The sequence below is a fragment of the Kribbella sp. NPDC020701 genome (genome assembly GCF_055562215.1).
In genome coordinates, this window is the sequence record NZ_JBVHFT010000002.1 from 453,226 (window position 1) to 477,051 (window position 23,826).

The 23,826-nt window shown below is 69.2% G+C and carries 21 protein-coding genes; 15 read left to right on the top strand and 6 right to left on the bottom strand.

Features of this window, described 5'->3' with window-relative positions:
* The first annotated feature begins 45 nt into the window (after positions 1 to 45).
* On the top strand, positions 46 to 1,323 hold the full coding sequence (locus ACZ3HV_RS05695) for an NAD(P)/FAD-dependent oxidoreductase (RefSeq protein WP_465681271.1): 1,278 nt from the start codon (positions 46 to 48) through the stop codon (positions 1,321 to 1,323).
* 17 nt (positions 1,324 to 1,340) lie between these two features.
* On the opposite strand, the gene ACZ3HV_RS05700 is transcribed toward ACZ3HV_RS05695, so the two are convergent.
* Together ACZ3HV_RS05700 and ACZ3HV_RS05705 are read right to left on the bottom strand one after the other, a co-directional pair.
* Positions 1,341 to 1,988: a hypothetical protein gene (locus ACZ3HV_RS05700; protein WP_465681273.1), complete on the bottom strand. Its 648-nt coding sequence runs from the start codon at positions 1,986 to 1,988 to the stop codon at positions 1,341 to 1,343.
* A gap of 59 nt (positions 1,989 to 2,047) precedes the next feature.
* On the bottom strand, positions 2,048 to 2,788 hold the full coding sequence (locus tag ACZ3HV_RS05705) for a GntR family transcriptional regulator (protein WP_465681275.1): 741 nt from the start codon (positions 2,786 to 2,788) through the stop codon (positions 2,048 to 2,050).
* 180 nt (positions 2,789 to 2,968) lie between these two features.
* On the opposite strand from ACZ3HV_RS05705, the gene ACZ3HV_RS05710 reads away from it, so the two are divergent.
* The 8 genes from ACZ3HV_RS05710 (at position 2,969) to ACZ3HV_RS05745 (ending at position 13,552) form a co-directional block, all read left to right on the top strand.
* Entirely contained in the window at positions 2,969 to 3,757 is a 789-nt protein-coding gene (locus tag ACZ3HV_RS05710) for a TIGR03084 family metal-binding protein (protein ID WP_465681277.1), read from the top strand.
* Positions 3,754 to 5,466: an acyclic terpene utilization AtuA family protein gene (locus ACZ3HV_RS05715; RefSeq protein ID WP_465681279.1), complete on the top strand. Its 1,713-nt coding sequence runs from the start codon at positions 3,754 to 3,756 to the stop codon at positions 5,464 to 5,466. Before ACZ3HV_RS05710 ends, ACZ3HV_RS05715 begins: the two co-directional genes overlap by 4 nt.
* Positions 5,463 to 6,584, top strand: a complete 1,122-nt coding sequence (locus ACZ3HV_RS05720) for an acyl-CoA dehydrogenase family protein (RefSeq protein ID WP_465681281.1) — start codon at positions 5,463 to 5,465, stop codon at positions 6,582 to 6,584. Before ACZ3HV_RS05715 ends, ACZ3HV_RS05720 begins: the two co-directional genes overlap by 4 nt.
* Positions 6,581 to 8,134 (top strand): acyl-CoA carboxylase subunit beta, encoded by a 1,554-nt coding sequence (locus tag ACZ3HV_RS05725; RefSeq protein ID WP_465681283.1) that lies wholly within the window; start codon positions 6,581 to 6,583, stop codon positions 8,132 to 8,134. Before ACZ3HV_RS05720 ends, ACZ3HV_RS05725 begins: the two co-directional genes overlap by 4 nt.
* Positions 8,134 to 10,128, top strand: coding sequence for an acetyl/propionyl/methylcrotonyl-CoA carboxylase subunit alpha (locus ACZ3HV_RS05730; protein ID WP_465681285.1), 1,995 nt, complete (start codon positions 8,134 to 8,136; stop codon positions 10,126 to 10,128). Before ACZ3HV_RS05725 ends, ACZ3HV_RS05730 begins: the two co-directional genes overlap by 1 nt.
* On the top strand, positions 10,125 to 11,282 hold the full coding sequence (locus ACZ3HV_RS05735) for an acyl-CoA dehydrogenase family protein (RefSeq protein ID WP_465681287.1): 1,158 nt from the start codon (positions 10,125 to 10,127) through the stop codon (positions 11,280 to 11,282). The genes ACZ3HV_RS05730 and ACZ3HV_RS05735 overlap by 4 nt, the downstream gene beginning before the upstream one ends.
* Before the next feature lie 66 nt (positions 11,283 to 11,348).
* Entirely contained in the window at positions 11,349 to 12,914 is a 1,566-nt protein-coding gene (locus ACZ3HV_RS05740; protein WP_465681289.1) for an AMP-binding protein, read from the top strand.
* Positions 12,915 to 12,922: 8 nt separating this feature from the next.
* Positions 12,923 to 13,552, top strand: coding sequence for a TetR/AcrR family transcriptional regulator (locus ACZ3HV_RS05745; protein WP_360368543.1), 630 nt, complete (start codon positions 12,923 to 12,925; stop codon positions 13,550 to 13,552).
* Here ACZ3HV_RS05745 and ACZ3HV_RS05750 read toward each other — a convergent pair.
* Positions 13,525 to 14,295 carry an AraC family transcriptional regulator gene (locus ACZ3HV_RS05750; RefSeq protein WP_465681291.1) on the bottom strand — a complete coding sequence of 257 codons (771 nt, stop codon included), beginning with the start codon at positions 14,293 to 14,295 and terminating at the stop codon, positions 13,525 to 13,527. The two genes, ACZ3HV_RS05745 and ACZ3HV_RS05750, sit on opposite strands and share 28 nt — an antisense overlap.
* 55 nt (positions 14,296 to 14,350) lie before the next feature.
* Here ACZ3HV_RS05750 and ACZ3HV_RS05755 point away from each other — a divergent pair, with 55 nt between their 5' ends.
* The gene (locus ACZ3HV_RS05755; RefSeq protein ID WP_465681293.1) at positions 14,351 to 15,484 is read left to right on the top strand and encodes an MFS transporter; all 1,134 of its coding nucleotides are present in this window, start codon (positions 14,351 to 14,353) and stop codon (positions 15,482 to 15,484) included.
* A 2-nt stretch (positions 15,485 to 15,486) separates the two neighbouring features.
* On the opposite strand, the gene ACZ3HV_RS05760 is transcribed toward ACZ3HV_RS05755, so the two are convergent.
* A complete protein-coding gene (locus ACZ3HV_RS05760) occupies positions 15,487 to 17,754 on the bottom strand; it encodes an NACHT domain-containing protein (protein WP_465681295.1) in 2,268 nt (755 codons plus the stop codon).
* Positions 17,755 to 18,141: 387 nt separating this feature from the next.
* Here ACZ3HV_RS05760 and ACZ3HV_RS05765 point away from each other — a divergent pair, with 387 nt between their 5' ends.
* The 3 genes from ACZ3HV_RS05765 (at position 18,142) to ACZ3HV_RS05775 (ending at position 20,900) form a co-directional block, all read left to right on the top strand.
* On the top strand, positions 18,142 to 19,596 hold the full coding sequence (locus tag ACZ3HV_RS05765; protein ID WP_465681297.1) for an MDR family MFS transporter: 1,455 nt from the start codon (positions 18,142 to 18,144) through the stop codon (positions 19,594 to 19,596).
* A gap of 99 nt (positions 19,597 to 19,695) precedes the next feature.
* Complete coding sequence (locus tag ACZ3HV_RS05770; protein ID WP_465681299.1) at positions 19,696 to 20,685, top strand: NUDIX domain-containing protein; 990 nt, start codon at positions 19,696 to 19,698, stop codon at positions 20,683 to 20,685.
* Positions 20,592 to 20,900 carry a GNAT family N-acetyltransferase gene (locus tag ACZ3HV_RS05775; protein WP_465681701.1) on the top strand — a complete coding sequence of 103 codons (309 nt, stop codon included), beginning with the start codon at positions 20,592 to 20,594 and terminating at the stop codon, positions 20,898 to 20,900. Before ACZ3HV_RS05770 ends, ACZ3HV_RS05775 begins: the two co-directional genes overlap by 94 nt.
* Here the strand turns inward: ACZ3HV_RS05775 and ACZ3HV_RS05780 are convergent.
* Positions 20,897 to 21,328: a MarR family winged helix-turn-helix transcriptional regulator gene (locus ACZ3HV_RS05780; protein WP_465681301.1), complete on the bottom strand. Its 432-nt coding sequence runs from the start codon at positions 21,326 to 21,328 to the stop codon at positions 20,897 to 20,899. The two genes, ACZ3HV_RS05775 and ACZ3HV_RS05780, sit on opposite strands and share 4 nt — an antisense overlap.
* Before the next feature lie 77 nt (positions 21,329 to 21,405).
* Here ACZ3HV_RS05780 and ACZ3HV_RS05785 point away from each other — a divergent pair, with 77 nt between their 5' ends.
* Entirely contained in the window at positions 21,406 to 21,762 is a 357-nt protein-coding gene (locus tag ACZ3HV_RS05785) for a MarR family winged helix-turn-helix transcriptional regulator (RefSeq protein WP_465681303.1), read from the top strand.
* A gap of 356 nt (positions 21,763 to 22,118) precedes the next feature.
* Here ACZ3HV_RS05785 and ACZ3HV_RS05790 read toward each other — a convergent pair whose 3' ends face one another.
* A complete protein-coding gene (locus ACZ3HV_RS05790; RefSeq protein ID WP_465681714.1) occupies positions 22,119 to 22,307 on the bottom strand; it encodes a hypothetical protein in 189 nt (62 codons plus the stop codon).
* Between the two features lie 214 nt (positions 22,308 to 22,521).
* On the opposite strand from ACZ3HV_RS05790, the gene ACZ3HV_RS05795 reads away from it, so the two are divergent.
* The gene (locus ACZ3HV_RS05795) at positions 22,522 to 23,817 is read left to right on the top strand and encodes an XRE family transcriptional regulator (protein ID WP_465681305.1); all 1,296 of its coding nucleotides are present in this window, start codon (positions 22,522 to 22,524) and stop codon (positions 23,815 to 23,817) included.
* The last annotated feature ends 9 nt before the right edge of the window (positions 23,818 to 23,826 follow it).

Sequence of the window (23,826 nt, forward strand, 5' to 3'; positions counted from 1 at the left end):
GGCGATGCACGCCCTGCGCTTGGCGGTGACCGAGACGCCGACGTAGTGATCGTCGGCGCCGGGTACACCGGCCTGTGGACGGCGTACTACCTGGCGAAGGCCGATCCGTCGCTGCGCATCGTCGTACTCGAGGCGCAGACGGCCGGGTTCGGGGCGTCAGGACGCAATGGCGGTTGGTGTTCCGCGCTGTTCCCGGTGTCGTCGCGGCGGTTGGCGTCGCTGCCCGGGTCGAGCCGGGACGCGGCGATCGAGCTGCATCGCGCGATGCAGGCGACCGTCAACGAGGTCGGACTCGTGACCGCCGCGGAGAAGATCGACTGCGATTACCACAAGGGCGGGACGATCGTGCTGGCCCGTACGCCGGTCCAGCTCGCGCGGGCCCGGGCCGAGGTTGCGCGCGCGCACGACTGGGGACCTGGTGATCTTCGCTTCCTGGAGCCTGATGAGGTCGCCGCGAGGGTGCGGGCCACAAAGGTGCTGGGGGCAACCTTCACGCCGCACTGCGCGGCGATCCATCCGGGCAAGCTGGTGCGTGGACTCGCTGGCGTCGTCGATCGGCTCGGAGTGACGATCCACGAGCACACGCCGGTGCACACGATCGCGCCCGGTCGGGCGATCACGTCGTACGGCGTGGTGCGGGCGGACGTCGTGGTCCGGGCGACCGAAGGGTTCACGCCGGGGCTGGACGGGGAGTCGCGCGCGGTGGCGCCGGTGTACTCGCTGATGGTCGCGACCGAGCCGCTGTCCGCGGAGGTGTGGGATCGCATCGGGCTGGCGGATCGGCCGACGTTCAGCGATCACCGGCATCTGATCATCTACGGGCAGCGGACGGCGGACGGGCGGCTGGCGTTCGGCGGGCGGGGTGCGCCGTACCACTTCCGATCGCGGACCAAGCCGTCGTTCGACAGGTCTCCGGCTGTGTTCAAGGCGCTGCAGGCGACGCTGCGCGAGCTGTTCGACCTGTCCGGGGTCCAGTTCACGCACGCGTGGGGCGGGCCGCTCGGGATACCGCGTGACTGGTGCGCGTCGGCCGGGCTGGATCGCGGGTCCGGCGTGGCGTGGGCCGGTGGGTACGTCGGGGATGGCGTGAGTACGGCGAACCTCGCGGGGCGGACGTTGACGGACCTGATCCTCGGGCGGGACACGGCGTTGGTCCGGTTGCCGTGGGTCGGACATCGGTCGCGGCGGTGGGAACCTGAGCCGTTGCGGTGGTTGGGGATCAATGCCGGGTTACGGGCGATGACGTTCGCGGACACGGAGGAACGGCTGACCCGGCGCGAGAGTTTGATCGCCCGATGGATGGCGCCGCTGATCGGCGGCTAGTTACTTGATGCTGCGGCTTACTTGATGGCTGCGGCGGCTAGGTGGCCGGCTTCGGCGAGGAGAGTCGTGAGGGGGAGGCCGGTCAGCGGGAGGCTGGGGTGCGCCCAGTCGTTGAGGATCGGGTCCTCGGTGGTGAGGTGGCCGGCGAGTTCGGTCCGGCTGAGCTCGAAGACGTGCGCCGGGTTCCCGGTCAGGTCGACCACGGTCTGCATGAGCCGGCCGGCCTGGTCCTCCCACAGCACGTCGCCGGAGTCCAAATGGTCCGGCCTGATCAGCAGCAGCTCGACGTCCGTGTCCAGATCACCGTCGCCTCGTGCGACGGCGCCGTACACACTCGCGTGGACCGGCGGGATCCGCCAGCCGCCGATCTCGTCCGCGAGCCGGCTGATCAACGTACTGCGCAGGTCGGCGAGGAACTCCACCGCCGGGGCGACGAGGTGCTTGCGATTGAGGCGATAGAGCAACGAGTTGCCGAGGTCGTCGACATGCACCAGCCCGGTCGCCGCCAGCCGCTGCAACACCAGCCGCACGCCCGCGACACTCCCCGACCCGGCCAGCTTGTGGATCTGCCGCCCCGACAGCCCTTCCTCGCTCCGCGCGAGCACGAGCAGCACGGGCCCGTCCAGCGACGGCACGACAGTACTGATCGGACTCTTGAGATCCATGGTCAGCCCACCCTAGTAACCACCCGGGCGTGGACAGTAATCACCGTGACGAGTCAGGTTTACAGACCTTTGGGGCGGGCTCGGGGGATGGGGGTGGTGCGGAGTTCGGCGGTGAAGGCGTAGCGGTCGCCGCGGTAGAGGGCGGAGGTGTACTCGAGAACGCGGTCGCGGCTGTCGAAGCTGATCCCGTGCACGGCGAGACACGGCTGGGTGGAGGGGATGTCGAGCCAGTTGGCCGTCTTGGCGTCGGGCATCACCGGTTCGAGTCGCGACGTACCGCTGACCAGGTCGATGCCGTAGCGGTTGCTGAGCAGGTCGTACAGGGAGCCGTTCAGGTCCTCCGCCCGGAGACCGGGGACGTACGCCGCCGGCATCGTCGTACGCTCGACCACCATCGGGTGATCGTCCGCGAGCCGGAGCCGGGTGAACGCGATGATCGGATCGCCAACCGGAATCCGCAACCGCCGCGCCACGGCCCGCTCGGCCTTCTGCTGCCGGAACTCCAGCATCGTGCTCCCCGGCCGCATCCCCCGCCGCCGGATGTCCTCGGAGAATCCGATCATCCCCAGCCACCGCGCCACCTTCGGCCGCGTCGTGTACGTCCCACTGCCGTGCCGCCGAACCAGCAACTCCTCGATCACCAACTCGTCCACAGCACGCCGCAACGTCATCCGCGCCACGTTCCACCGCACCGCCAACTCCCGCTCCGGCGGCAACGCCGCCCCCTCCGGCAAGTTGTCGATCAAACCCAGCAACAACGCCCGAATCTCAGCAGCCTTCCCCGGCAACAACCCACGCATTGGTCTTCCCTAACACCCAACCCCACCCCCCGTGAACCCTTTCCACACCCATCAACCCCAACAGACCTAGACCACTTCATGACAGTCACTTGCTGAGGACCCGGATGAAAACAAGCACACTTGATTCTTTTTCCGAGGCGTGTCAGTGTCGGCTGCACGAGCCCACCGAGGGAGTGCAGCGTGCAACTGGACGAAGTGCTGGCTGATCTGTGGGCCGAGAGTGCTGAGTTGGACCGGTTGGTGGGTGGGCTGGCCGCTGAGGGGTGGGCGACGCCGACGCCGGCCGAGGGCTGGACGATCGCGCATCAGATCGCGCATCTGGCGTGGACTGATGAGGCTGCGCACCTGGCCGCGACCGATCCGGAGGGGTTCAAGGCCTCGTTGCAGAAGGCGGCGGCCAACCCGACCGGATATGTGGATGAGGGTGCTGCCGAGGGTGCGGCGTTGCCGCCCGACCAACTGCTGCCGTACTGGCGCGAGACGCGCACTGAGCTTGCCGAGGCGCTGAAGAAGGTCCCGGACAAGGAGAAGGTGCTCTGGTACGGGCCCCCGATGAGTCCGACCTCGATGGCGACCGCCCGGTTGATGGAGACCTGGGCACACGGCCAGGACGTGTTCGACGCGCTCGGGGTGCAGCGCCAGCCGACCAACCGGCTGCGGCATGTCGCGCATCTCGCCGTACGCACCCGTGACTTCGCCTACCTGCTCAACGACCGCACCCCACCGGCCGACCCGTTCCACGTGGAACTCACCGGCCCCGACGGCGACACCTGGACCTGGGGTCCGGACGACGCGACGCAGCGGGTGACCGCTCCGGCGCTCGACTTCTGTTTGCTGGCGACGCAACGCCGGCACCGTGACGACCTCGCCGTACGCGCGGAAGGCGCGGACGCCGAGGAGTGGCTCGGGATCATCCAGGCCTTCGCCGGGCTGCCGGGGAAGGGCCGCGAAGCCGGGCAGTTCGGATGACCGAGCCCCTCCGCATCGGCAACGCGTCCGGGTTCTACGGCGACCGGTTCAGCGCGGTCCGCGAGATGCTCACGGGCGGGCCGCTCGACGTCCTCACCGGCGACTACCTGGCCGAACTGACCCTGCTGATCCTCGGCCGCGACCGGCTGAAGGACCCGTCACTCGGGTACGCGCGAACCTTCCTCAAGCAGCTCGAGACCGGCCTGGGCGAAGCGCTCGATCGTGGCGTGAAGATCGTCAGCAACGCCGGCGGCTTGAACCCGGCCGGCCTCGCACAGGCAATCCAGGAGCTCGCCGACCGCCTCGGCCTGCACCCCACCATCGCGTACGTCGAAGGCGACGACCTCCTCGCCCGAGCGTCCGAGTTGAACCTCGGCACACCGCTCACCGCCAACGCCTACCTCGGCGCTTGGGGTATCGCGGAAGCTCTCCAAGCCGGCGCGGATGTGGTCGTCACCGGCCGCGTCACCGACGCCTCGGTGATCGTCGGGCCGGCCGCCGCCCACCATGGCTGGAAGCGGACCCAGTACGACGAACTCGCCGGTGCCGTGGCGGCCGGACACGTGATCGAGTGCGGCTGCCAGGCGACCGGCGGCAACTACGCGTTCTTCAGCGAGATCCGCGACCTCGGCCGCCCCGGGTTCCCGATCGCGGAGATTCACGCCGACGGCAGCAGCGTGATCACCAAGCACGACAACACCGGCGGCGCGGTCACCGTCGACACGGTCAAGGCCCAACTCCTCTACGAGATCACGGGCGCGCGGTACGCCGGTCCGGACGTCACCACGCGTCTCGACACGATCGAGCTCGACGCCGACGGCCCGGATCGCGTCCGGATCTCCGGTGTCCGCGGCGAGCCGCCGCCACCGACGTACAAGGTGTCGCTGAACAGCGTCGGTGGGTTCCGCAACGAGGTGGACTTCGTGCTCACCGGGCTCCAACTGGAGGAGAAGGCGGAGCTGGTCAAGGCGCAACTCGAGCGGGCCCTGCCGAAGCGACCGGCCGAGTTGAAGTGGACTGTGGCCTGGACCGAGAAGCCGAACGCGGCTTCCGAGGAGGAGGCCAGCGTGTTCCTCCGGTGCGCGGTGAAGGACCCGGATCCGAAGGTCGTCGGCCGGGCGTTCTCCAGCGCGGCGATCGAGCTGGCGCTGGCGAGCTACCCCGGCTTCCATGTGACCGCGCCGCCCGGCGACGGTTCGCCGTATGGCGTGTTCCGGGCCGGGTATGTCGACATCCACGAGGTGGAGCACGTCGTCGTACTGCCGGACGGGACGCGGAGCGTCGTCGAGCCCGCGGCCGAGACGCAACCGCTCACGGAGGTCGACGACATCGCGTTGCCGATGCCGTTGCCGCAGCTCGCGTCCAGCGGGCGGCCGCGGACGCGTGAGGTCCCGCTCGGCCGGATCGCAGGCGCGCGGTCCGGTGACAAGGGCGGCGATGCGAACGTCGGCGTGTGGGTGCGAGAGGAGAAGACGTGGCGCTGGCTTGCGCACGCTTTCACGGTCGAGCTGTTCCAGGAGCTGCTCCCGGAGACGCTGCCGCTGACCGTGACGCGATACGTCCTGCCGAACCTGTGGGCGGTGAACTTCGTCGTCGAGGGGTTGCTGGGTGAGGGGGTCGCAGCGCAGGCACGATTCGATCCGCAGGCGAAGGCGGTCGGCGAGTGGCTCCGGTCCCGGTACATCGACGTACCGGAGGTGCTGTTGTGAACGACTTCCGGGAATCCGTCCGCCGGTTCATGGCGGCCGAAGTACTGCCGCACCTGGATCAGTGGGAGCGCGACGGTGAGCTTCCCCGCGAGCTGCACAAGAAGGCTGGTCAGCTCGGGCTGCTCGGTGTTGCGTTCCCGGAGGCGGTCGGTGGCGGTGGTGGTTCGCTGCTCGATGCGCTGGCCGTGGTCGAGGAGATGCACTACGCCGGTGGGTCCGGCGGGCTGGTCGCCTCGCTGCTGACCTGCGGAATCGCCGTACCCCATATCGTTGCTGCGGGCAATCAACAACAGCTCGACCGGTGGGTTCGGCCGACTCTCGACGGCGAGCTGATCGGCGCGCTGGCGATCACCGAACCCGACGGCGGGTCGGATGTCGCCTCGCTGCGTACGACGGCGCGCCGCGACGGTGACGTGTTTGTCGTGAACGGTGCGAAGACCTACATCACCTCCGGATGCCGCGCGGACTTCGTCACCACCGCCGTCCGCACCGACGGGCCGGGCGCCCACGGGATCAGCTTGCTGGTGATCGAGAAGGGCACGCCTGGCTTCGAGGTCTCCCGCAAGCTCGACAAGATGGGCTGGCTGTGTTCGGACACGGCCGAGCTGTCGTTCACCGACGTACGCGTGCCTGTGGAGAACCTCGTCGGGGCCCAAGGCTCGGGCTTCGTCCAGCTCGCGGTGAACTTCGTCGCCGAGCGGCTCACGCTGGCAGTCCAGGCGTACGCCGGTGCGCAGCGAGCACTCGATCTCACGGTGGAGTGGTGCCGGGCCCGCGAGACGTTCGGCCGGCCGCTGATCTCGCGGCAGACCGCGCAGCACACGCTCACCGAGATGGCGCGGCGGATCGATGTCGCCCGGGTCTACGTGCGGCACGTGGCTCAGCAGTCCATGGAAGGTGCGGACGTGATCGCGGAGGTGTGCTTCGCCAAGAACACCGCGGTCGAGGCCGGGCAATGGGTCTGCGACCAGGCGCTCCAGCTGCACGGCGGTCTCGGGTACATGCGGGAGGCCGAGGTGGAACGCCAGTACCGCGACCAGAAGATCCTCGCGATCGGCGGCGGCACCACCGAGATCCTGACCGGCCTGGCCTCGAAACGACTGGGGTACACCACATGAGTAATCGCGAGGCGATGCTGGAGAAGCTGACCGCGCTGGACGCCGAGCATGCGAAGGCGCTGGCGGGCGGCGGCGAGAAGTACGTCGACCGGCACCACAAGCGCGGCAAGTTGCTGGCTCGGGAGCGGATCGAGTTGCTGCTCGACCCGGACTCACCGTTCCTCGAGCTGTCGCCGCTCGCGGGCTGGGGATCGGACTTCACTGTCGGCGCGAGCCTGGTGACCGGGATCGGTGTGGTCAGCGGGGTCGAGTGCCTGATCAGCGCGAACGACCCGACCGTGAAGGGTGGCGCGAGCAACCCGTGGACCCTGCGCAAGGCGTTGCGGGCGGACGAGATCGCGCGGGCGAACCGGTTGCCGGTGATCAGCCTGGTCGAGTCCGGCGGCGCGGATCTGCCGACGCAGAAGGAGATCTTCATCCCCGGCGGCGCGATGTTCCGCGATCTCACCCGGATGTCGGCCGAGGGGATCCCGACGATCGCGCTGGTGTTCGGCAACTCGACCGCGGGTGGCGCGTACATCCCGGGCATGAGCGACTACGTGGTGATGGTCGACGGTGGCGCGAAGGTGTTCCTGGCCGGTCCGCCGCTGGTGAAGATGGCGACCGGCGAGGACGCCGACGACGAGTCCCTCGGTGGTGCTTCGATGCACGCCCGTACGTCCGGGCTCGCGGACTACTTCGCGGTGGACGAGCAGGACGCGATCCGGCTCGGGCGGCAGACCGTGTCGCGGCTGAACTGGCGCAAGCTGGGTCCGTCGCCGGCTTCGTCGTACGACGAACCTCTCTACGACTCCGATGAGCTGCTCGACATCGTGCCCGGGGACCTGAAGATCCCGTTCGATCCGCGGGACGTGATCGCCCGGGTGGTGGACGGGTCGGTGTTCGACGAGTTCAAGCCGCTGTACGGATCGTCGCTGGCGACCGGGTGGGCCTCGCTGCATGGGTACCCGGTCGGCATTCTGGCGAACGCACGTGGCGTGCTGTTCAGCGAGGAGTCGCAGAAGGCGGCCCAGTTCATCCAGCTGGCGAACCGGGCGAACACGCCGCTGATCTTCCTGCACAACACCACCGGCTACATGGTCGGGCAGGAGTACGAGCAGCGCGGGATCATCAAGCACGGCGCGCAGATGATCAACGCGGTCTCCAACTCTCGGGTGCCGCACATCTCGGTGCTGATGGGAGCGTCGTACGGCGCCGGGCACTACGGGATGTGTGGTCGTGCCTTCGATCCCCGGTTCCTGTTCGCGTGGCCGTCGGCGAAGTCGGCGGTGATGGGACCGCAGCAGCTCGCCGGGGTGCTGTCGATCGTCGCTCGCGCTGCCGCGGAGGCGAAAGGCCAGCCGTACGACGAGAACGCCGACGCCCAGATGCGCGCGTACGTCGAGGGCCAGATCGAGGCCGAGTCGCTGCCGATGTTCCTCTCCGGCCGCTTGTACGACGACGGCGTCATCGATCCCCGAGACACTCGAACAGTCCTGGGCATCTGCCTGTCCGCCATCCACTCCGCCCCGGTCGAAGGCACGACATCCTTCGGCGTCTTCAGGATGTGATGTCCGTGCTTACCTCAGTGCTGGTGGCGAACCGGGGCGAGATCGCTCGGCGGGTCTTTCGTACCGCCCGCTCGCTTGGACTCTCCACTGTCGCCATTCACTCGACCGCCGACGCGGGATCGCCCCATGTGGCTGAGGCGGACGCGGCCGTACATCTGCCCGGGAACACGCCCGGCGAGACCTACCTCCGTGGTGAACTGATCGTTGAAGCGGCTCTGCGTGCCGGTGCGGACGCCGTGCATCCCGGCTATGGATTCCTGTCGGAGAACGCCGGGTTCGCGCAAGCCGTGATCGACGCGGGGCTGACCTGGATCGGGCCGCCGGTGGACGCGATCTCCTCGATGGGGTCGAAGATCGAGGCGAAGAAGCTGATGTCGGCCGCCGGGGTGCCGGTGCTCGCCGAGCTCACGCCGGCGGAGGTTTCGGCGGAGGACCTGCCGGTGCTGGTGAAGGCGTCGGCCGGTGGGGGTGGGCGCGGGATGCGGGTGGTCGCGCGCCTGGAGGATCTGCCCGCTGAGATCGAGGCAGCCTCCGCCGAGGCGTTGTCCGCCTTCGGCGACGGGACGGTCTTCTGCGAGCGGTACCTCGCGGCCGGACGGCACGTCGAGGTGCAGATCATGGCCGACGAGCACGGCACGATCTGGGCCGTCGGCGAACGCGAGTGCTCCATCCAGCGCCGCCACCAGAAGGTGATCGAGGAGGCGCCGTCCCCGCTCGTCGAGCGCATCCCGTCCATGCGGGCCGCGTTGTTCGACGCCGCGCGGAAGGCAGCCGCCGCGATCAACTACGTCGGCGCCGGCACGGTCGAGTTCCTCGCGGACGGGGCCGGCAACTTCTACTTCCTGGAGATGAACACACGCCTCCAGGTCGAACACCCCGTCACGGAAGAGACCACCGGCCTCGACCTGGTAGAGCGCCAGTTCGCGGTCGCGGCCGGCGAGCAACTGCCGCCCGAGCCACCTCCAACACGTGGTCACGCCATCGAGGTCCGGCTGTATGCCGAGGACCCCGCGAACGATTGGCGCCCCCAGACCGGTCGCCTCCACAGCTTCGGGCTGGTTTCCGGAACAAAGTTTGCGCCTGGCGACCGGAATGTTCCGCAAAGCGAGCGGGTGGGGGGCGGGGGACCGGTTCGAGTGCGGGTGGACTCTGGGGTTGAGGACGGGGCTGACGTTTCGCCGTACTACGACGCGATGCTGGCCAAGGTGATTGTCGCCGGACCGGATCGGCGCGCGGTGGCGCGGAAGCTGGCGGCGGAGCTCCAGCGGGCTCGCATCCACGGCGTGCTGACCAACCGGGATCTGCTGGTCCGGATCCTCCAACATCCCGCGTTCCTCGCCGGTGACACGGACACCGCGTTCTTCGACCGGCACGGGCTGAGCACGCTCGCCGAACCGCTCGCGGACGACGCCACGGCGAGGCTCTCCGCGCTGGCGGCGGCGTTGGCGGATGCGGCTGGGCGGCAGGTGGAGGCCCGGGTGCGGGTGCCGAGTGGGTGGCGGAACCTCGCGTCTCAGCCGCAGCGGAAAAACTACCGGGCCGGGGTGACGACGTACGACGTCGAGTATCGGCTGACCCGGGACGGGTTGGTTGCTGAAGGCAACGTGCAGTTGGTCGACAGTGCACCGGATCGCGTGGTGCTCGAGGTTGGCGGCGTACGGCGAACCTTCGAGGTGGCGGCGTACGACGGACTGGTGTGTGTGGACTCGTCGCTCGGGAGCGTCAGCCTCACCCCGGTGGAGCGGTTCACGGATCCGGCGCAGCAGGTTTCGGCGGGGTCGTTGCTCGCTCCGATGCCGGGGATCGTTATCCGAGTCGGCGTACAGGTCGGTGACGTGGTCGAACAGGGGCAGCCGTTGCTGTGGCTGGAGGCGATGAAGATGGAGCACACCATCGCCGCGCCGGCCGACGGTGTGCTCAGTGAGCTCAGGGTCGAAGCAGGTCAACAGGTCGAGGTCGGCGCCGTACTGGCGGTCGTTGGGGAGGAAGCATGAGCTTCATCGAGTCTGAGGAACGCCAGGCGCTGCGGAAGGCCGTGGGCGAACTGGGCAAGAAGTACGGCTACGACTGGTTCAACCAGCAGGCACGCAGCGGCGGGCATACGACTGAGCTCTGGCTGGAGGCCGGCAAGCTCGGCTACCTCGGCGTGAACCTTCCCGAGGAGTACGGCGGCGGAGGCGGCGGCATGGCCGACCTGTCGATCGTGCTCGAGGAGCTCGGTGCGGCCGGCTGCCCGTTGCTGATGATGGTGGTCTCGCCGTCGATCTGCGGCACCGTGATCGCCCGCTTCGGCACCGACGAGCAGAAGCAGCGCTGGCTGCCAGGCCTCGCCGACGGTACGACGATCATGGCGTTCGCGATCACCGAGCCTGACGCCGGCTCGAACTCGCACGAGATCACCACGACCGCCCGGCGGACCGAGGAAGGCTGGTCGCTGACCGGGCGGAAGGTCTTCATCTCCGGGCTCGACGTCGCGCAGGCGGTGCTCGTGGTCGGCCGGTCCGAGGACGCGCGGACCGGCAAGCTCAAGCCGGCCCTGTTCATCGTCCCCGTGGACGCTCCCGGAGTGGAGTACCAGCAGATCGAGATGGACCTGATCAGCCCGGACAAGCAGTTCGCTCTGTTCCTGGACGACGTTCAACTGCCGCGCGAAGCGCTCGTCGGGTCCGAGGACGCGGCGCTGATGCAGCTGTTCGCCGGGCTCAACCCGGAGCGGATCATGGCGTCCGCATTCGCGGTCGGGATCGCGCGGCACGCACTCGGCAAGGCGACCGCCTACGTCAAGGATCGTCAGGTCTGGAAGACGCCGATCGGCGCCCATCAAGGCATCGCGCACCCGCTCGCGCAGATCAAGATCGAGCTCGAACTGGCCAGGCTGATGATGCAGAAGGCCGCCGCGCTCTACGACACGGGCGATGACCTGGCCGCGGGTGAAGCCGCGAACATGGCGAAGTACGCGGCCGGCGAAGTGGCGGTCCGGGCCACCGACCAGGCGGTCCAGTCGCTCGGCGGCAACGGAATGACGAAGGAGTACGGGGTCGCCTCCCTGGTCGCGGCCGCGCGGGCGACCCGGATCGCGCCGGTGAGCCGGGAGATGATCCTGAACTTCGTCGCCCAGCACAGCCTCGGACTGCCCAAGTCGTACTGAGGTCTTCCACAAATACTCCCCAGTAGGCCAAAGTTCCTGCCACCAGCGCAGAGAGGGTGAAGGCCAATGATCATCACCAGCCAGTTCCCGCCCGTCGAGATCCTCGACGTACCGATCCACGACGCCGTGCTGGGCCGGGCCCAGGAGTACGGCGACCGGCCGGCCATGGTCGACGGTGTGACGGGGAAGGAGATCAGCTACGCCCAGCTGGACGGCATGACCCGCCGGATCGCGGCCGGGCTCGCCGAGCTCGGCATCCGGCACGGCGACGTGATCGCGCTGCACAGCCCGAACACGATCCTCTATCCGGCGGTCTTCTACGGCGCCACCCGCGCCGGCGCGACGGTCACCACGGTGAACGCGCTCTACACCGCCGGCGAGCTGCACAAGCAACTGGCCGATTCGAAAGCGAAGCTGCTGGTGACGATCTCGCTGTTCCTGCCGGTCGCGACCGCGGCCGTCGAGGGCACCGACGTCACCGAGATCTTCGTCTGCGACCAGGCCGAGGGCTACCGCTCGGTGCTGGAACTGCTCGCGTCGACCGGTCCCGAGCCGGAGGTCACGATCGATCCGGCCGAGGACGTCGCCGTACTCCCGTACTCCAGCGGGACCACCGGCGCGGCCAAGGGCGTGATGCTGACGCACCGGAACATCGCGACCAACATCTCGCAGGCCGAGGTGATGATCACGCTCGGGCAGGATGAGCGGATCATCGCGATCCTGCCGTTCTTTCACATCTACGGCCTGTCGGTACTGATGAACCTGCCGCTGCGGCTCGGCGCGACCGTGGTGGTGCTGCCGAAGTTCGACCTGCAGCAGTTCCTCACCACGCTCGACGAGCAGAAGATCACCCGGGCGTTCGTCGCCCCGCCAGTGGTACTGGCGCTGGCGAAGCACCCGGCCGTGGACGGGGTCGACCTGTCCGCGCTGAAGCACGTGACGTCGGCGGCGGCCCCGCTGGACGGTGACCTGGCCGAGGCGTGCGCGAAGCGGCTCGGGCTGCACGCGGTGCTGCAGGCGTACGGGATGACGGAGCTGTCGCCGGGTACGCACGCCGTACCGCAGGATGACGTGGACCCGCCGGCGGGTGCTGTCGGCAAGCTCTTCCCATCGACCGAGATGCGCCTGGTCGGTGCCGATGGCAACGATGTCGGCGACGAGGAGACCGGGGAGATCTGGATCCGCGGCCCGCAGGTGATGAAGGGCTACCTGGGCCGCCCGGCCGAGACCGACGCGACCGTCGACCCGGACAGCTGGTTGCACACCGGCGACATCGGCCGGGTCGACGAGCGCGGCTACCTGTACGTCGTCGACCGCGTGAAGGAACTGATCAAGTACCACGGCTACCAGGTGCCGCCGGCCGAGCTGGAGGCGGTGCTGCTGACCGACGACCGGATCGCGGACGCGGCGGTCATCGGCGTGAATGCCGAGGGCAACGAGGTGCCGAAGGCGTTCGTGGTGCCGATGCCGGGTGCCTCGCTGACCGCTGAGGACGTGATGGAGTACGTCGCCGCGCGGGTGGCGCCGTACAAGAAGGTGCGGCAGGTGGAATTCATCGACGCTGTGCCGAAGGCCGCGTCGGGCAAGATCCTCCGGCGTGAGCTGCGAGCCCGCGAGTCCGCCCGTGAGTGAGGTGTTCGATGGGTGAACTCGCTGCGCTCGCTCACGGCCTCAAGGCACCTCAGCAGGACCGTAGTCGGGCGACCCGGCAGCGGTTGCTCGAGGCGGCGGTCGAGTCGCTGGCCGAGGTCGGGTACGCCGCGACGACGGTGAGTGTCGTGGCGACCCGGGCCGGGGTGTCGCGGGGTGCGGCTCAGCATCACTTCCCGACACGGGCGGATCTGTTCGCGGCGGCGGTCGAGTACATGACCGAGGTGCGGCTGGCGGAGATCCGTGCGCAGGCTGGACGGTTGCCGATCGGGCCTGGGCGGACTGAGGCGATCGTCGGGATGCTGGCGGACGTGTATACCGGGCCGTTGTTCCGGGCCGCGTTGCACCTGTGGGTCGCGGCGTCGACCGAGGAGGCGCTGCGGAAGCAGATCGTCCGGCTCGAAGCGCATGTGGGACGTCAAGCGCACCGGGCGCTGCTGGAGGTGCTCGAGGTGAGTGAGCAGACGCCTGGAGTACGGGAGACGGTGCAGGGCGTGCTGGATATGGCGCGTGGGCTGGGGCTGGCTGACCTGCTGACGGATGACAGTGCGCGTCGGCGGGGCATCGTGCGGCAGTGGAGCCGCATCCTCGATCAGGCCCTGCGGGAGCCGGGTGTGTGACCGAAGGCCCGCCGGAAGGTGTCGATGAACGCACTGGTCGACGCCCAGCCGCATTGGTGAGCTACCCGGGTCACTTGGTGTCCCTCGGCCAGTAGCCGCAGCGCGTGGTGAAGTCTGAGCTGCGTGCGCCATTGGGGGAAGGTCATGCCGAGGTCCGCTTTGCACAGGCGGCTCAGGGTGCGCTCACTCGCCCCAACCTCACGGCCGAGCACTGTCAGAGTCCTGGTGTCCGCAGGGTCGTCGCGTAGAAGGTCGCAGACGGAGGCCAGCCGTGGGTCGTTGGGTGTCGGCAAATACGTAGGCCGCTGAGGCGACCGCCGCAACTGATCGAGCAGCACGGCGTGCAGCCGCCGCCGCTCGGCGGCGCCCGCCTCGCCGACGCGGTGCTCGTCCTCGTCTCCTCGGTCCCCGTCTTCACCTGATGTGCAGGTGAGGATCAGCTCTCTGAGGAGCGGGCTGACCACGAGGGCTGACGGGGTGTTCAGGTTGAGGGGGTTTTCGGTCAGGCCGACGGTGTGTAGGGCGGTTTCGCCGTAGGCGCGGTGTTGGTGGAGGGTGCCGGCGGGGACCCAGATCGCTCGGGTTGCGGGGGCTATCCAGCTGCCGGCGTCGGTGGTGACGGAGAGGACGCCGCGACCGGCGTACACGATCTGGTGCCGGTCGTGCCAGTGCGCCTCGATGCCGCCTCCGGCCGGGATCGGCTGGAAGCCGGTGTTCGCGGGACGTTGGCGGGTTTCCGGCATACGTTGGCATTTTATCGGAAGCCGGACAGCCCGACCGGCCGCGACGATCGACGGTGTGCGGAGACTTCGACCGATCGGGCTGATGGCGATCGGGCACGCGTGCGTGGATGTGTACCAAGGCTGTGTGCCGGCGCTGGTGCCGTTCCTGGTCGCCGAGCGCGGGCTCGGGTACGTCGCGGTGTCCGGGATCACCTTGGCCGCGACCTTGCTGTCCTCGGTGGTCCAGCCGGTGTTCGGCGTACTGACCGATCGGCGGCCGCTGACCTGGCTGATCCCGGTCGCGATGACGACCGCGGGGCTGGGCATCGCGCTGCTCGGGGTCGGGCCGACGTACTGGCTCAGTTGGCTGGCCGCGGCGCTGTCCGGGCTCGGCGTGGCGGCGTACCACCCGGAGGCCGCGCGGATGGCGCGCGCGGTGAGCGGCGGCAGCCATGCCGGGATGAGCTGGTTCTCGGTCGGCGGGAACGTCGGGTTCGCGCTGGCGCCCGTGCTGGTCACGCCGATCATCGCGACCGGCGGGCTGTCGCTGACACCGCTGCTCATCGTCCCCGCGCTCGTCGGGGCAGCGATCACCCGGCTCGCACTTCGGTACGCCCGCCTGGTTGCCTCCAGCAACCAACCTCCGGCGGCCGGCGCCGACGACTGGTCGTCGTTCCTCCGGTTGTCGGCGATCATGGTCTGCCGGTCGATCGTCTTCGTCGGCCTCGGCACCTTCATCGCCCTGTACGCCGGTCAGCGGGTCGGCGGCGGGACCACGACCGGCGGGGTGGCGCTGTTCGTCCTCTTCGCGGCCGGTGCGTTCGGCACGTTGCTCGGCGGCCGGTTCGCCACCCGCCACGGGCGGGTCCGGACACTGCGCACGTCGTACGCCGTCGCCGTACCCGCTATCGCAGGTCTGGTGTTCGTGCCCGGGCCGGCGTTCTTCGGCTTCCTCGCCGTCACCGCGATCGCGATGTCGATCCCGTTCTCGCTGCACGTCACGCTCGGCCAGGACTTCCTGCCCGGCCGCGTCGGCACCGCCGGCGGGATGACACTCGGCCTCGCCGTGAGCATCGGCGGCGTCGCCACGCCCATCCTCGGCACGATCGCCGAACACACCTCCCTGCGCCTCGCGCTCAGCCCACTCATCGCACTGGCGTTGACCAGCAGCCTGATCGCCTACGCCCTGACCGACCCCGCCCCGGAGTGACCTCACGCTCGACGCAGTGCGGTGCCTTCTCGACTCGCTGCGCGCTCGGCGATGCGGCGGTCGACCTTCGCGGCCAGGTGATCGGGTGAGCATTCGGCCAGGTGGTCGCGGACGAGCAGGTGGATGAAGGAGTACTCACCACGCCCGGTGCGGGCGAGCACATACCGGTCGGCGGCGTACCGGAGGAACGCCCGGCGGCGCCAAGGCAGGTAGCCGGTCCAGCGCAGCAGGAAGTCGTGGAGCAGCCGGGACATGGGGCCGGCGAACACCGGCGGCCGACGTCGCCAGGCCTTCGCGGCGACGGCACCGACGATCACGCCGGCGACCGCTTCGAGCTTGGGTGAGGCCAGGTCCGCGCCGAGAGCCAGTGCCGCCAGGAATGCGGCCGCGCTGCCGCCCAGAACCCACGGGTCCATCCGCCAGCCCTGTCCGGTCGTGGAGCTCACCAGATGGTCGGTCGGCAGCGACTTCACCATCCGGATGCCTTGAGCAACGAGCAGTCCGATCGCGAGCCCGGCTGCGAAGCTGCCACGCTCGTCACCGAGGCTGAGCGTCAGCCAACTGGCGGCGACGACCACGACCATCCGGACCGCGAGCAGCAGCCGGCGCCGGTTGTCATGGAAGACGATCAGTTCGACTACGTACGACGCCGCGATCGCGGCCGCCTCGATACCGAGCGCTAACCAGGCCGGGAGTAGCTCGACCAGACCCAGCGCGGCGACCGTGAGGATGACGGTGGTCGCCGTACCTGCGAGAAAGGTGATTGCCAGGAGCGGCACCCACTCCGGTCTGGGACCGTCGAGCTTCTGCCAGGGATGCGGCCGTAGGTGGACCAGGAGCAGTGCGGCTCCGGCCACGGCCAGTCCGGCGAGTACGCCGTACTGCGCAAGTGCCACGAGGGTCATGCCCGCGGCGAGGGCAGCGAAGAGTGCGGGTAGGCAGACCGTGTGCGCGAGGTCGTCGACCTCATGCAGCGGCAGTCCGTACCAGCCGTTCGGGGTGAGCCACCTGGGTACGACGGTCCGGTCGCCGGCGCGACTGCGGGTCCACCACGCGAGGCACCACAGGCGGCGAACCGCGGTCTTGGTGTCGTACTGGCGAGCGGTCGAGCGGTCCCGGGCCAGGACCTCGCAGATGTAGGTGTCGAACAGTTCGCGGCGCAGGTCCGCGACGCCACCGGCGACAAGCTCCTCCGGGGCTCGGCCTCGGTAAGCGAGGACCATCACGTTCAGCATCAGCGGTGAGTTGACCAGGTCCCAGAGGGCATCGTCCTGCTCGATCGCTGCGCGGGCTCCGTCCAGCTCTGGTCCGACTGCGGCGAAGTAGTCGAGCACCTGCTGTCTGGTGAGCGGTCTGATGTGCACAGCGCCGTACAGGCTGAGCTGGTCGGGGAGGAGCTCGTAGTCCTGGGTTCGGCAGGTGACTGCGAGCTTGCCGATCAGATAGCGACGGCGGAGCTCTTCGAGGACGGGTGCGAGCTTGGAGCGGTTCGGCTTGGCGATCTCGTCGAGGCCGTCGAGGAGGAGAGCGAGGCGGCCGCGGCGCAGCCAGATGCGACCGACGGCGGCGGGGATGCCGTAACGAGTGCTCAGCTCGAACAGGAGCCAACCGACGAAGCCGGCCAGGATGGGACTGTCGGCCGGATCGTCGTCATCTTTGCGGGACGGTTGAGCGGTCCAGCCGGCCAGGTCGACGAGGACGGGGATCGGCTTGCTCTCGTCGGCGTGTGCCTGCTCGGACAGGTTGCGGGCGAGCTCCAGCAGCAGAGTGGTCTTGCCGGCACCTGGTGCGCCCAGGATCAGCATGGAGTCCTGGAGTTCGTCGAAAACGGCGGCGATGTCGGTCTCGTCGGGCACTTGGCGCGGAGTGCTGTCGAGCGGTTGCACGAGCAGGTCGTACGGGCGCATCACCGCTTCCGGGCGTTCGTCGAGGGCGAGCGCGATGCGGGTGCGCGACGCGAGCGAGCCGGCGTGACGCTGGGACAGGTAGCGGTCGATGCGGGCCAGGGCATTCGGCCGGTTGCGCGGCTGGTCGGCACTTCGGCCGGAGACGGTCGGCAGGCGACGGCTGCGGAACTCGAAGAGGGCGGTGACGATCGCGACGAGCCAGAGGAGTCCGATCAGCGGCCAGGTCCAGCCGGCGTACGGCTCGAGGAACGCCGGCGCTGTGCCGCCGGTGCCGACGTTGATGGCGATCGGCAGCAACACCAGGGTGAGCGACACGGTCACCACGAGCACGACGGCCCGCACCATCCCATCCCGAATCCTCACCCCCGGAGCGTAGTGGTCCCCTAGCCCATCGTGCCCGCCTGCGCGCGCCCCGCTGACCGGGCCACCTCCCGGGACCGTGGACACCCGGCCACCCTGCCGGGACCGTGGACAACCGGGCACCCTGCCGGGACCGTGGACAACCGGGCACCCTGCCGGGACCGTGGACACCCGGCCACCCTGCCGGACTGTGGACAACCGGCCACCTCCCGGGAGCGTGGACAACCGGCCACCTGCCGGGACCTTGAACAGGAAGTGGCGGGCGCGAACAAGCAATAACCTGTCCAAGCCCACCAGAAGGGGTGTCCGGTCCCGGGAGGTGGCGGTGGTCCGCCTGGTGGATCGCGGGCTGGGGGAATTGTTGTCAGATCACATACATTGATCACTGATATGACGACTGAGCGGATCGACCGGGCGAGTGTGGGGCTCCGGTCGGAGCGAGGGCCGATCCTGCTCGCGGTGATGCTGAGTATCGGGCTGGTCGCGATCGACGCCACCATCCTGGCCACCGCCGTACCGTCGATCGTTGACGACCTCGGCGGGTTCACCCAGTTCCCCTGGCTGTTCTCGATCTACCTGCTGGCCCAGGCGGTCTCGGTACCGATCTACGGCAAGCTCGCCGACCTGCGCGGCCGGAAGCCGATCATGCTGCTCGGCGTCGGGCTGTTCATCCTCGGCTCGGTGCTGTGCGGGTTCGCGTGGAGCATGCCGGCGCTGATCGCGTTCCGGCTGGTCCAGGGACTCGGCGCGGGTGCGATCCAGCCGATCGGGATGACGATCGTCGGCGACATCTACACGGTCGCGGAGCGGGCCAAGGTGCAGGGCTACATCGCCAGCGTCTGGGGCATCTCGTCGTTCGTCGGCCCGACGCTGGGCGGCGTGTTCTCCGACTACATCTCCTGGCGCTGGATCTTCTTCGTGAACATCCCGCTCGGGATGGCGGCCGCCTGGGTGCTGGTCCGCCGCTTCCAGGAGAACGTCGTCCAGAAGACCAGCCACCAGATCGACTACAGCGGCGCGGTCCTGCTCGCGGTCGGCGGCTCCCTGCTGCTGCTCGGCCTGCTCGAGGGTGGCGTCATGTGGACGTGGGACTCCAGTGCGAGCATCGCGATCCTGGCCGGGGCCGCGGTCCTGCTGACCGTCTTCGTCATGGTCGAACGTCGTGCGGCCGAGCCGATCCTGCCGCTGTGGGTGCTCGGCCAGCGCGTGCTGAACTCGGCCAACTCGGCTGCTCTGCTGATCGGGCTGTTGATGATCGGCCTGTCGACGTACGTCCCGCTGTATGCCCAGAGCGTGCTCGGTACGTCGGCTCTCGTCGCCGGGTTCGCGCTGGCCGCGATGACGCTGGGCTGGCCGATCGCGGCGTCGCTTGCCGGGCGCATCTATCTGCGGCTCGGGTTCCGTACGACGATGCTCTTCGGCGCGATCATCGTCGTACTCGGGGCGGCTCTGCTGCTCACGGTCAACTCCGGCAGCGCCGTACTGCATCTGGCCGCAGCCTGCTTCGTGATCGGCATCGGCCTCGGCTTCTCCGCGTCGCCATCGGTCGTGGCCGCGCAGTCGTCGGTGGACTGGACGACGCGTGGTGTGGTGACGGGCGCCAACATGTTCGCCCGCTCGGTCGGTAGCGCGGTCGGTGTCGCCGTTTTCGGTGCCGTCGCCAACGGTGTGGTCGCGGCTCGCCTCGGCGACAACCACGCTGACCTGGAGAAGCTCCCGAGCAACGTGCTGGCTCCTGCGATCCACGACGTGTACTACGGTGCCGCGGCCGCCGCCGTACTCCTCGTCGCCGCCGTCCTCTTCATGCCCAACAGAATCACCGAACACCCCGTCGCCAACCGCTGACCTTGTGCGGGGGCCAAGTGCGGCACCGCAACTCGTGTGGCGGCAGTGGGCATCGGTAGTGCTCGAGCCGCATCGCCTACGGCGCACTAAGTTGGCGTTATGCGCGCTGTCGACTGTGTGGGTGCCTTGATTCGTGACGAGCAGCATCGCGTCTATGTGCAGCGTCGTACGGCGGAGCGGCGGTTGTTCCCGGGGATCTGGGACATCGTGGGCGGACATCTCGAGCCCGGGGAGACGCCGGAGCAGGCGCTGGCGCGTGAGGTCGAGGAGGAGACCGGGTGGAAGGTTCGCGACGTGCTGTGGACCGTGGCCGACTGGGAGTGGGAGTACGAGGGCCGCGTACGGCGTGAGCTCGACTACCTGATCACCATCGACGGCGACCTCAGCCGGCCGCGGCTGGAGGCCGGCAAGCACGACGCGGGGGCCTGGGTCGGGGCGGACGACCTGGAGCTGATGATGGCGAACCGCACCGACGGCGACCGCCGGCTGCGGGATCTGGTCGCGCACACGGTCCGGACCCGGTTCACCGACCGCCTTCGGCTCGAACCGATCACCGGACCGAACGGGGTCGTGCCCGGACATGTCGCGGAGCTGGTCAGCCTGTTCGCGGATCCGGTGGTGGCGCAGTGGTACGACGATTCCTGGTCGCCCGAGGAGGCGGCCCGGCGAGCCGCCGAGTTCAATGCCAGCTGGGAGCGCGACGGCGTGAGCAAGTGGATCGCGTATGAGCGCGACGCACAGCACGGCACCGCTAGCCGGCAAGGCTCGGGCGGCGCGGGGGCAGGCTCGGGCGGCGCGGGGGCAGGCTCGGGCGGCGCGGGGGCAGGCTCGGGCGGTGTGGGGCCGGGCTCGGCCGGCGCGGGGCCGGGCTCGGGCGGTGTGCTGGCTGGTCGGGGCGGGTTGTCCCGGATAGCGGCCGATGCGCCGGTGGCCGCGGCGATCGCCGACCTGGTGGGCCGGAGTGGGCGGTCGATCGGCTGGAGCTGGGGTGGGCTCTGGTCGCGTCGGCGCGGGGTCGTGGGCTGGCGACCGAGATCGGGCGGGCCGGGTTGGAGTTCGCGTTCGGGACGCTGGGCGCTGCCGCAGTGATCGCGTTCACCGAGCGACACAACCGTGCGTCCCGGGCGGTGATGGAACGGCTGGGCATGAGCTACGCGGGCGAGATCACCGCGGAGGGCTGGGTCGAAGGCTCACCTGAAGTCCAGCCCAATGCTCCTTTCGCCGTCTACATCACAGGACCCGAGGCGGCCGGGGTCAGCCGACGTCAGGCGGACCGGGTCAGCGGACCCGAAGCGGACATCTAGCGGTCCAGGGCGGTCACGAAGCGGGTCAGGAGGTCCGCGAAGGACTCGCGCTCGGCGGAGGTCCAGTCGTGCATCGCGTCGGCGAAGCGCTCCCGGCGGTACGCGTGCACCACCTCGAGCTGCTCCAGACCCGCGGCCGTCAGCACGAGGTTCGTACGACGTCCGTCGCGCTGATCGGCCTCCCGCCGTACCAGGCCTGCCGCGACCGCCGCGGCCACCAGCTTGCTCGCCCGTGGCTGGTCCACGACGAGCGCTGCGGCCACACCGTTGACGCCGAGCGGGTCCGGATCGGCCGCCTCGATCGCGTCGAGCACTTCCTGCACCGGGTCCGGTCCGCCGGCCTGCACCGCGAAGGTCCGGCGGGTCTGGCGCCTGCGGACGGCGATCATCGCGGACTCCACCGCGGCCACCGGATCGGTCTTGGCCACAGGACCTCCCGAAGTATATGCTCATTGACATGTATATGTCAGATGACAACAAGCCTATCGGATGGTGGCTGAAAGAGGTGGACCGACTGCTCGAGGACTCGTTCGAGCAGGTCCTCGCAGCCGACGGACTGACTCGTCGGCACTGGCAGGCACTGAACGCGGCCGCCGGGCCGGAGTCGATCGCCGCCGCACTGGCACCGTTCCTGACCGGCGACCCGGCCGAACTCACGGCAGTCACCGACTCCCTGGTCGAACGCGGCTGGCTGAGCGGCGACGAGCTCACCGCCGCCGGCCGGGACGCAATGGAGGCGCTCACGGCGAAGGTCCAGGCTCTGCGCAGGCGGGTGACGGCCGGAGTCAGCGATCAGGAGTACGGCGCGACTGTCGGCGTACTGCGGAGGATGACCGAGAACCTCAGGGGCTCCGTTGTGTGACCGCCCAGGCGCGACGGTCACACAGCGGAGCCGGCCACCTCAGGGGGAGGCTCCCGGTGAGGTGTCGGGAGCCTCCGGTGTCCTACCGCCCAGGACACTCGACCCTGCCTGGCCCGAGGTGTCGGCCAGGAGGTGGTTGGAACGGCTGGGCGGCGGCGATACAGGGAGTCAGCCGCCAAGCCCAGCCGGGCCGGTGGGCGGTGCGGTCCGGAGCTGAGGAGTGCCCCGGACCGCACCTGGGGTTTGTCCGGGACTGAGGAGTGCCACGGACCTTTCCAGAAGCTGCCCCTGAACGTGAGGAGACTCCAGGGTGCAGCGGACCGGGTCTGAGGAGGACCCGGAAGTATGCGGGTGTTTCAGTCGGTGCTGTCGAGCGGGCCGAGCAGGTCGTTGGTGACTCGGAGGCCGGCGAAACGGCGCCGCATCGCCTGTTCGTAGCGGGCCGCCAGCGGCGCCTCCGCGACGTACTGCGCGATCACGTGCTCGCCGAACCAGACCCGAACTCTTCGCCGGTGCTGCCTCGCCGTCATTTCCGCGATGCTCACTACCTCTCACCCCGTAACTCTGAGCCCTTGCAACCAGTTGGACTTACTGGTTGTCATGGCAGTAATGGTGCCCGAGCCCAACGTGACCGCTCTAGGACCTGGACCGGACCTTTGCCGGACCTCTTCCGGACCTCTCGCGGACATCTGGGGGACAGCACCTTGTCGTGGGGCACGAGTCGAGACAACGTCTTTCCTGACGTGAACGGGAGGAACGATGGCGGGGAGGTACACGCCAAAGACGGTCCTGGCGCACCTGATCCAGCGCCGGAACCAGACCTACTCCGAGATCGTCGCCGAGTTCGTCGAGCTGGGTGGAACCATCACCGAGCGGCACCTGCGGCGCCTCGCATCGGGCGAGCGCGCAGGCACCACTCCACAGACCCGGCGCACCCTGCAACGCATGTTCGGAAAGCCGGTCGAGGAGCTCCTCGCCCCGTACGTCCCCGAGCAGGCAGCCCAGGTGGTGCCGGCACCTGCCGCGGGTGGACGGATCACGACAGGTAATGAGATGGAGGTTCTCGACATGGCTGCCAGCCGAGCGAGGGCATTTGCCCTCGCGGCCCAGTCCGGTCTCGGAAGCGAGGCCATGGAACAGGTGTACGACGACGTACGCCACGTCGCGAAGGCGTATCCGCAGCGGCCGCTGCCCGAGATCCTCGGCCAGCTGGTCGAGACCCAGGACCTGGTCTTCGCGCTGCTGGAGAGCCGGCAACGCCCGGAGCACCTGCGGCAGCTGTACTTCCTCGGCGGCGTGACCGGTGGTCTGCTCGCCAAGGCTTCCCACGACCTCGGCAACCCCCATGCTGCCCTGACACAGGCGCGGACCGCGTTCCTGTGCGCCGACAACGCCGACCACCATGGCCTCCGTGCCTGGGTGCGCGGCCTGCAATCCCTGGTCTCCTACTGGGCCGGCAACCCCCACGACTCGGTCCGGTACGCGCAGCTCGGCGCGGGGTACGCCGAGCAGGCCAACAGCACCACCAGCGTCTGGCTGCCGGTCAGCGAGGCCCGCGCCTGGGCCGCGCTCGGCAACCCGGAAGCCACCCGGGCCGCGCTCGAGCGGGCCGAAGAAGCCTGGAACTCGGTGCGCAACGACGACCTCGACGAGATGGGCGGCCTGTGCACCTTCGGCCGCAACCGGCAGCTGTACTACGCCGCCGACGCGCTGGCCTGGCTGCCTGGTGAAGTCGAGCAGGCCGAGCGGTACTCCAGCCAGGCGGTGGACGCCTACAACGACCAGAACCACCCGGAGTGGGCCTTCGGCGACGCTGCCGGCAGCCAGGCCGCGATGGCGATCACCCGGATCGCGAGCGGTGAGCTGGACGGTGCGGCAGACGCGCTCGCGCCGGTGCTGGGCCTGCCTGCCGAGCGCCGGATCAACGGCGTGGTGCACTCGGCCCGCCGGGTCCACCAGGCACTGCGGCAGTCCGGCCGCGCGGACGACGCCCGGGAGTTGCAGGAAGAGATCGAGACCTTCACGCGCACCCCGATGCAGACGTTCTCCCGATAGCCTGCGCCA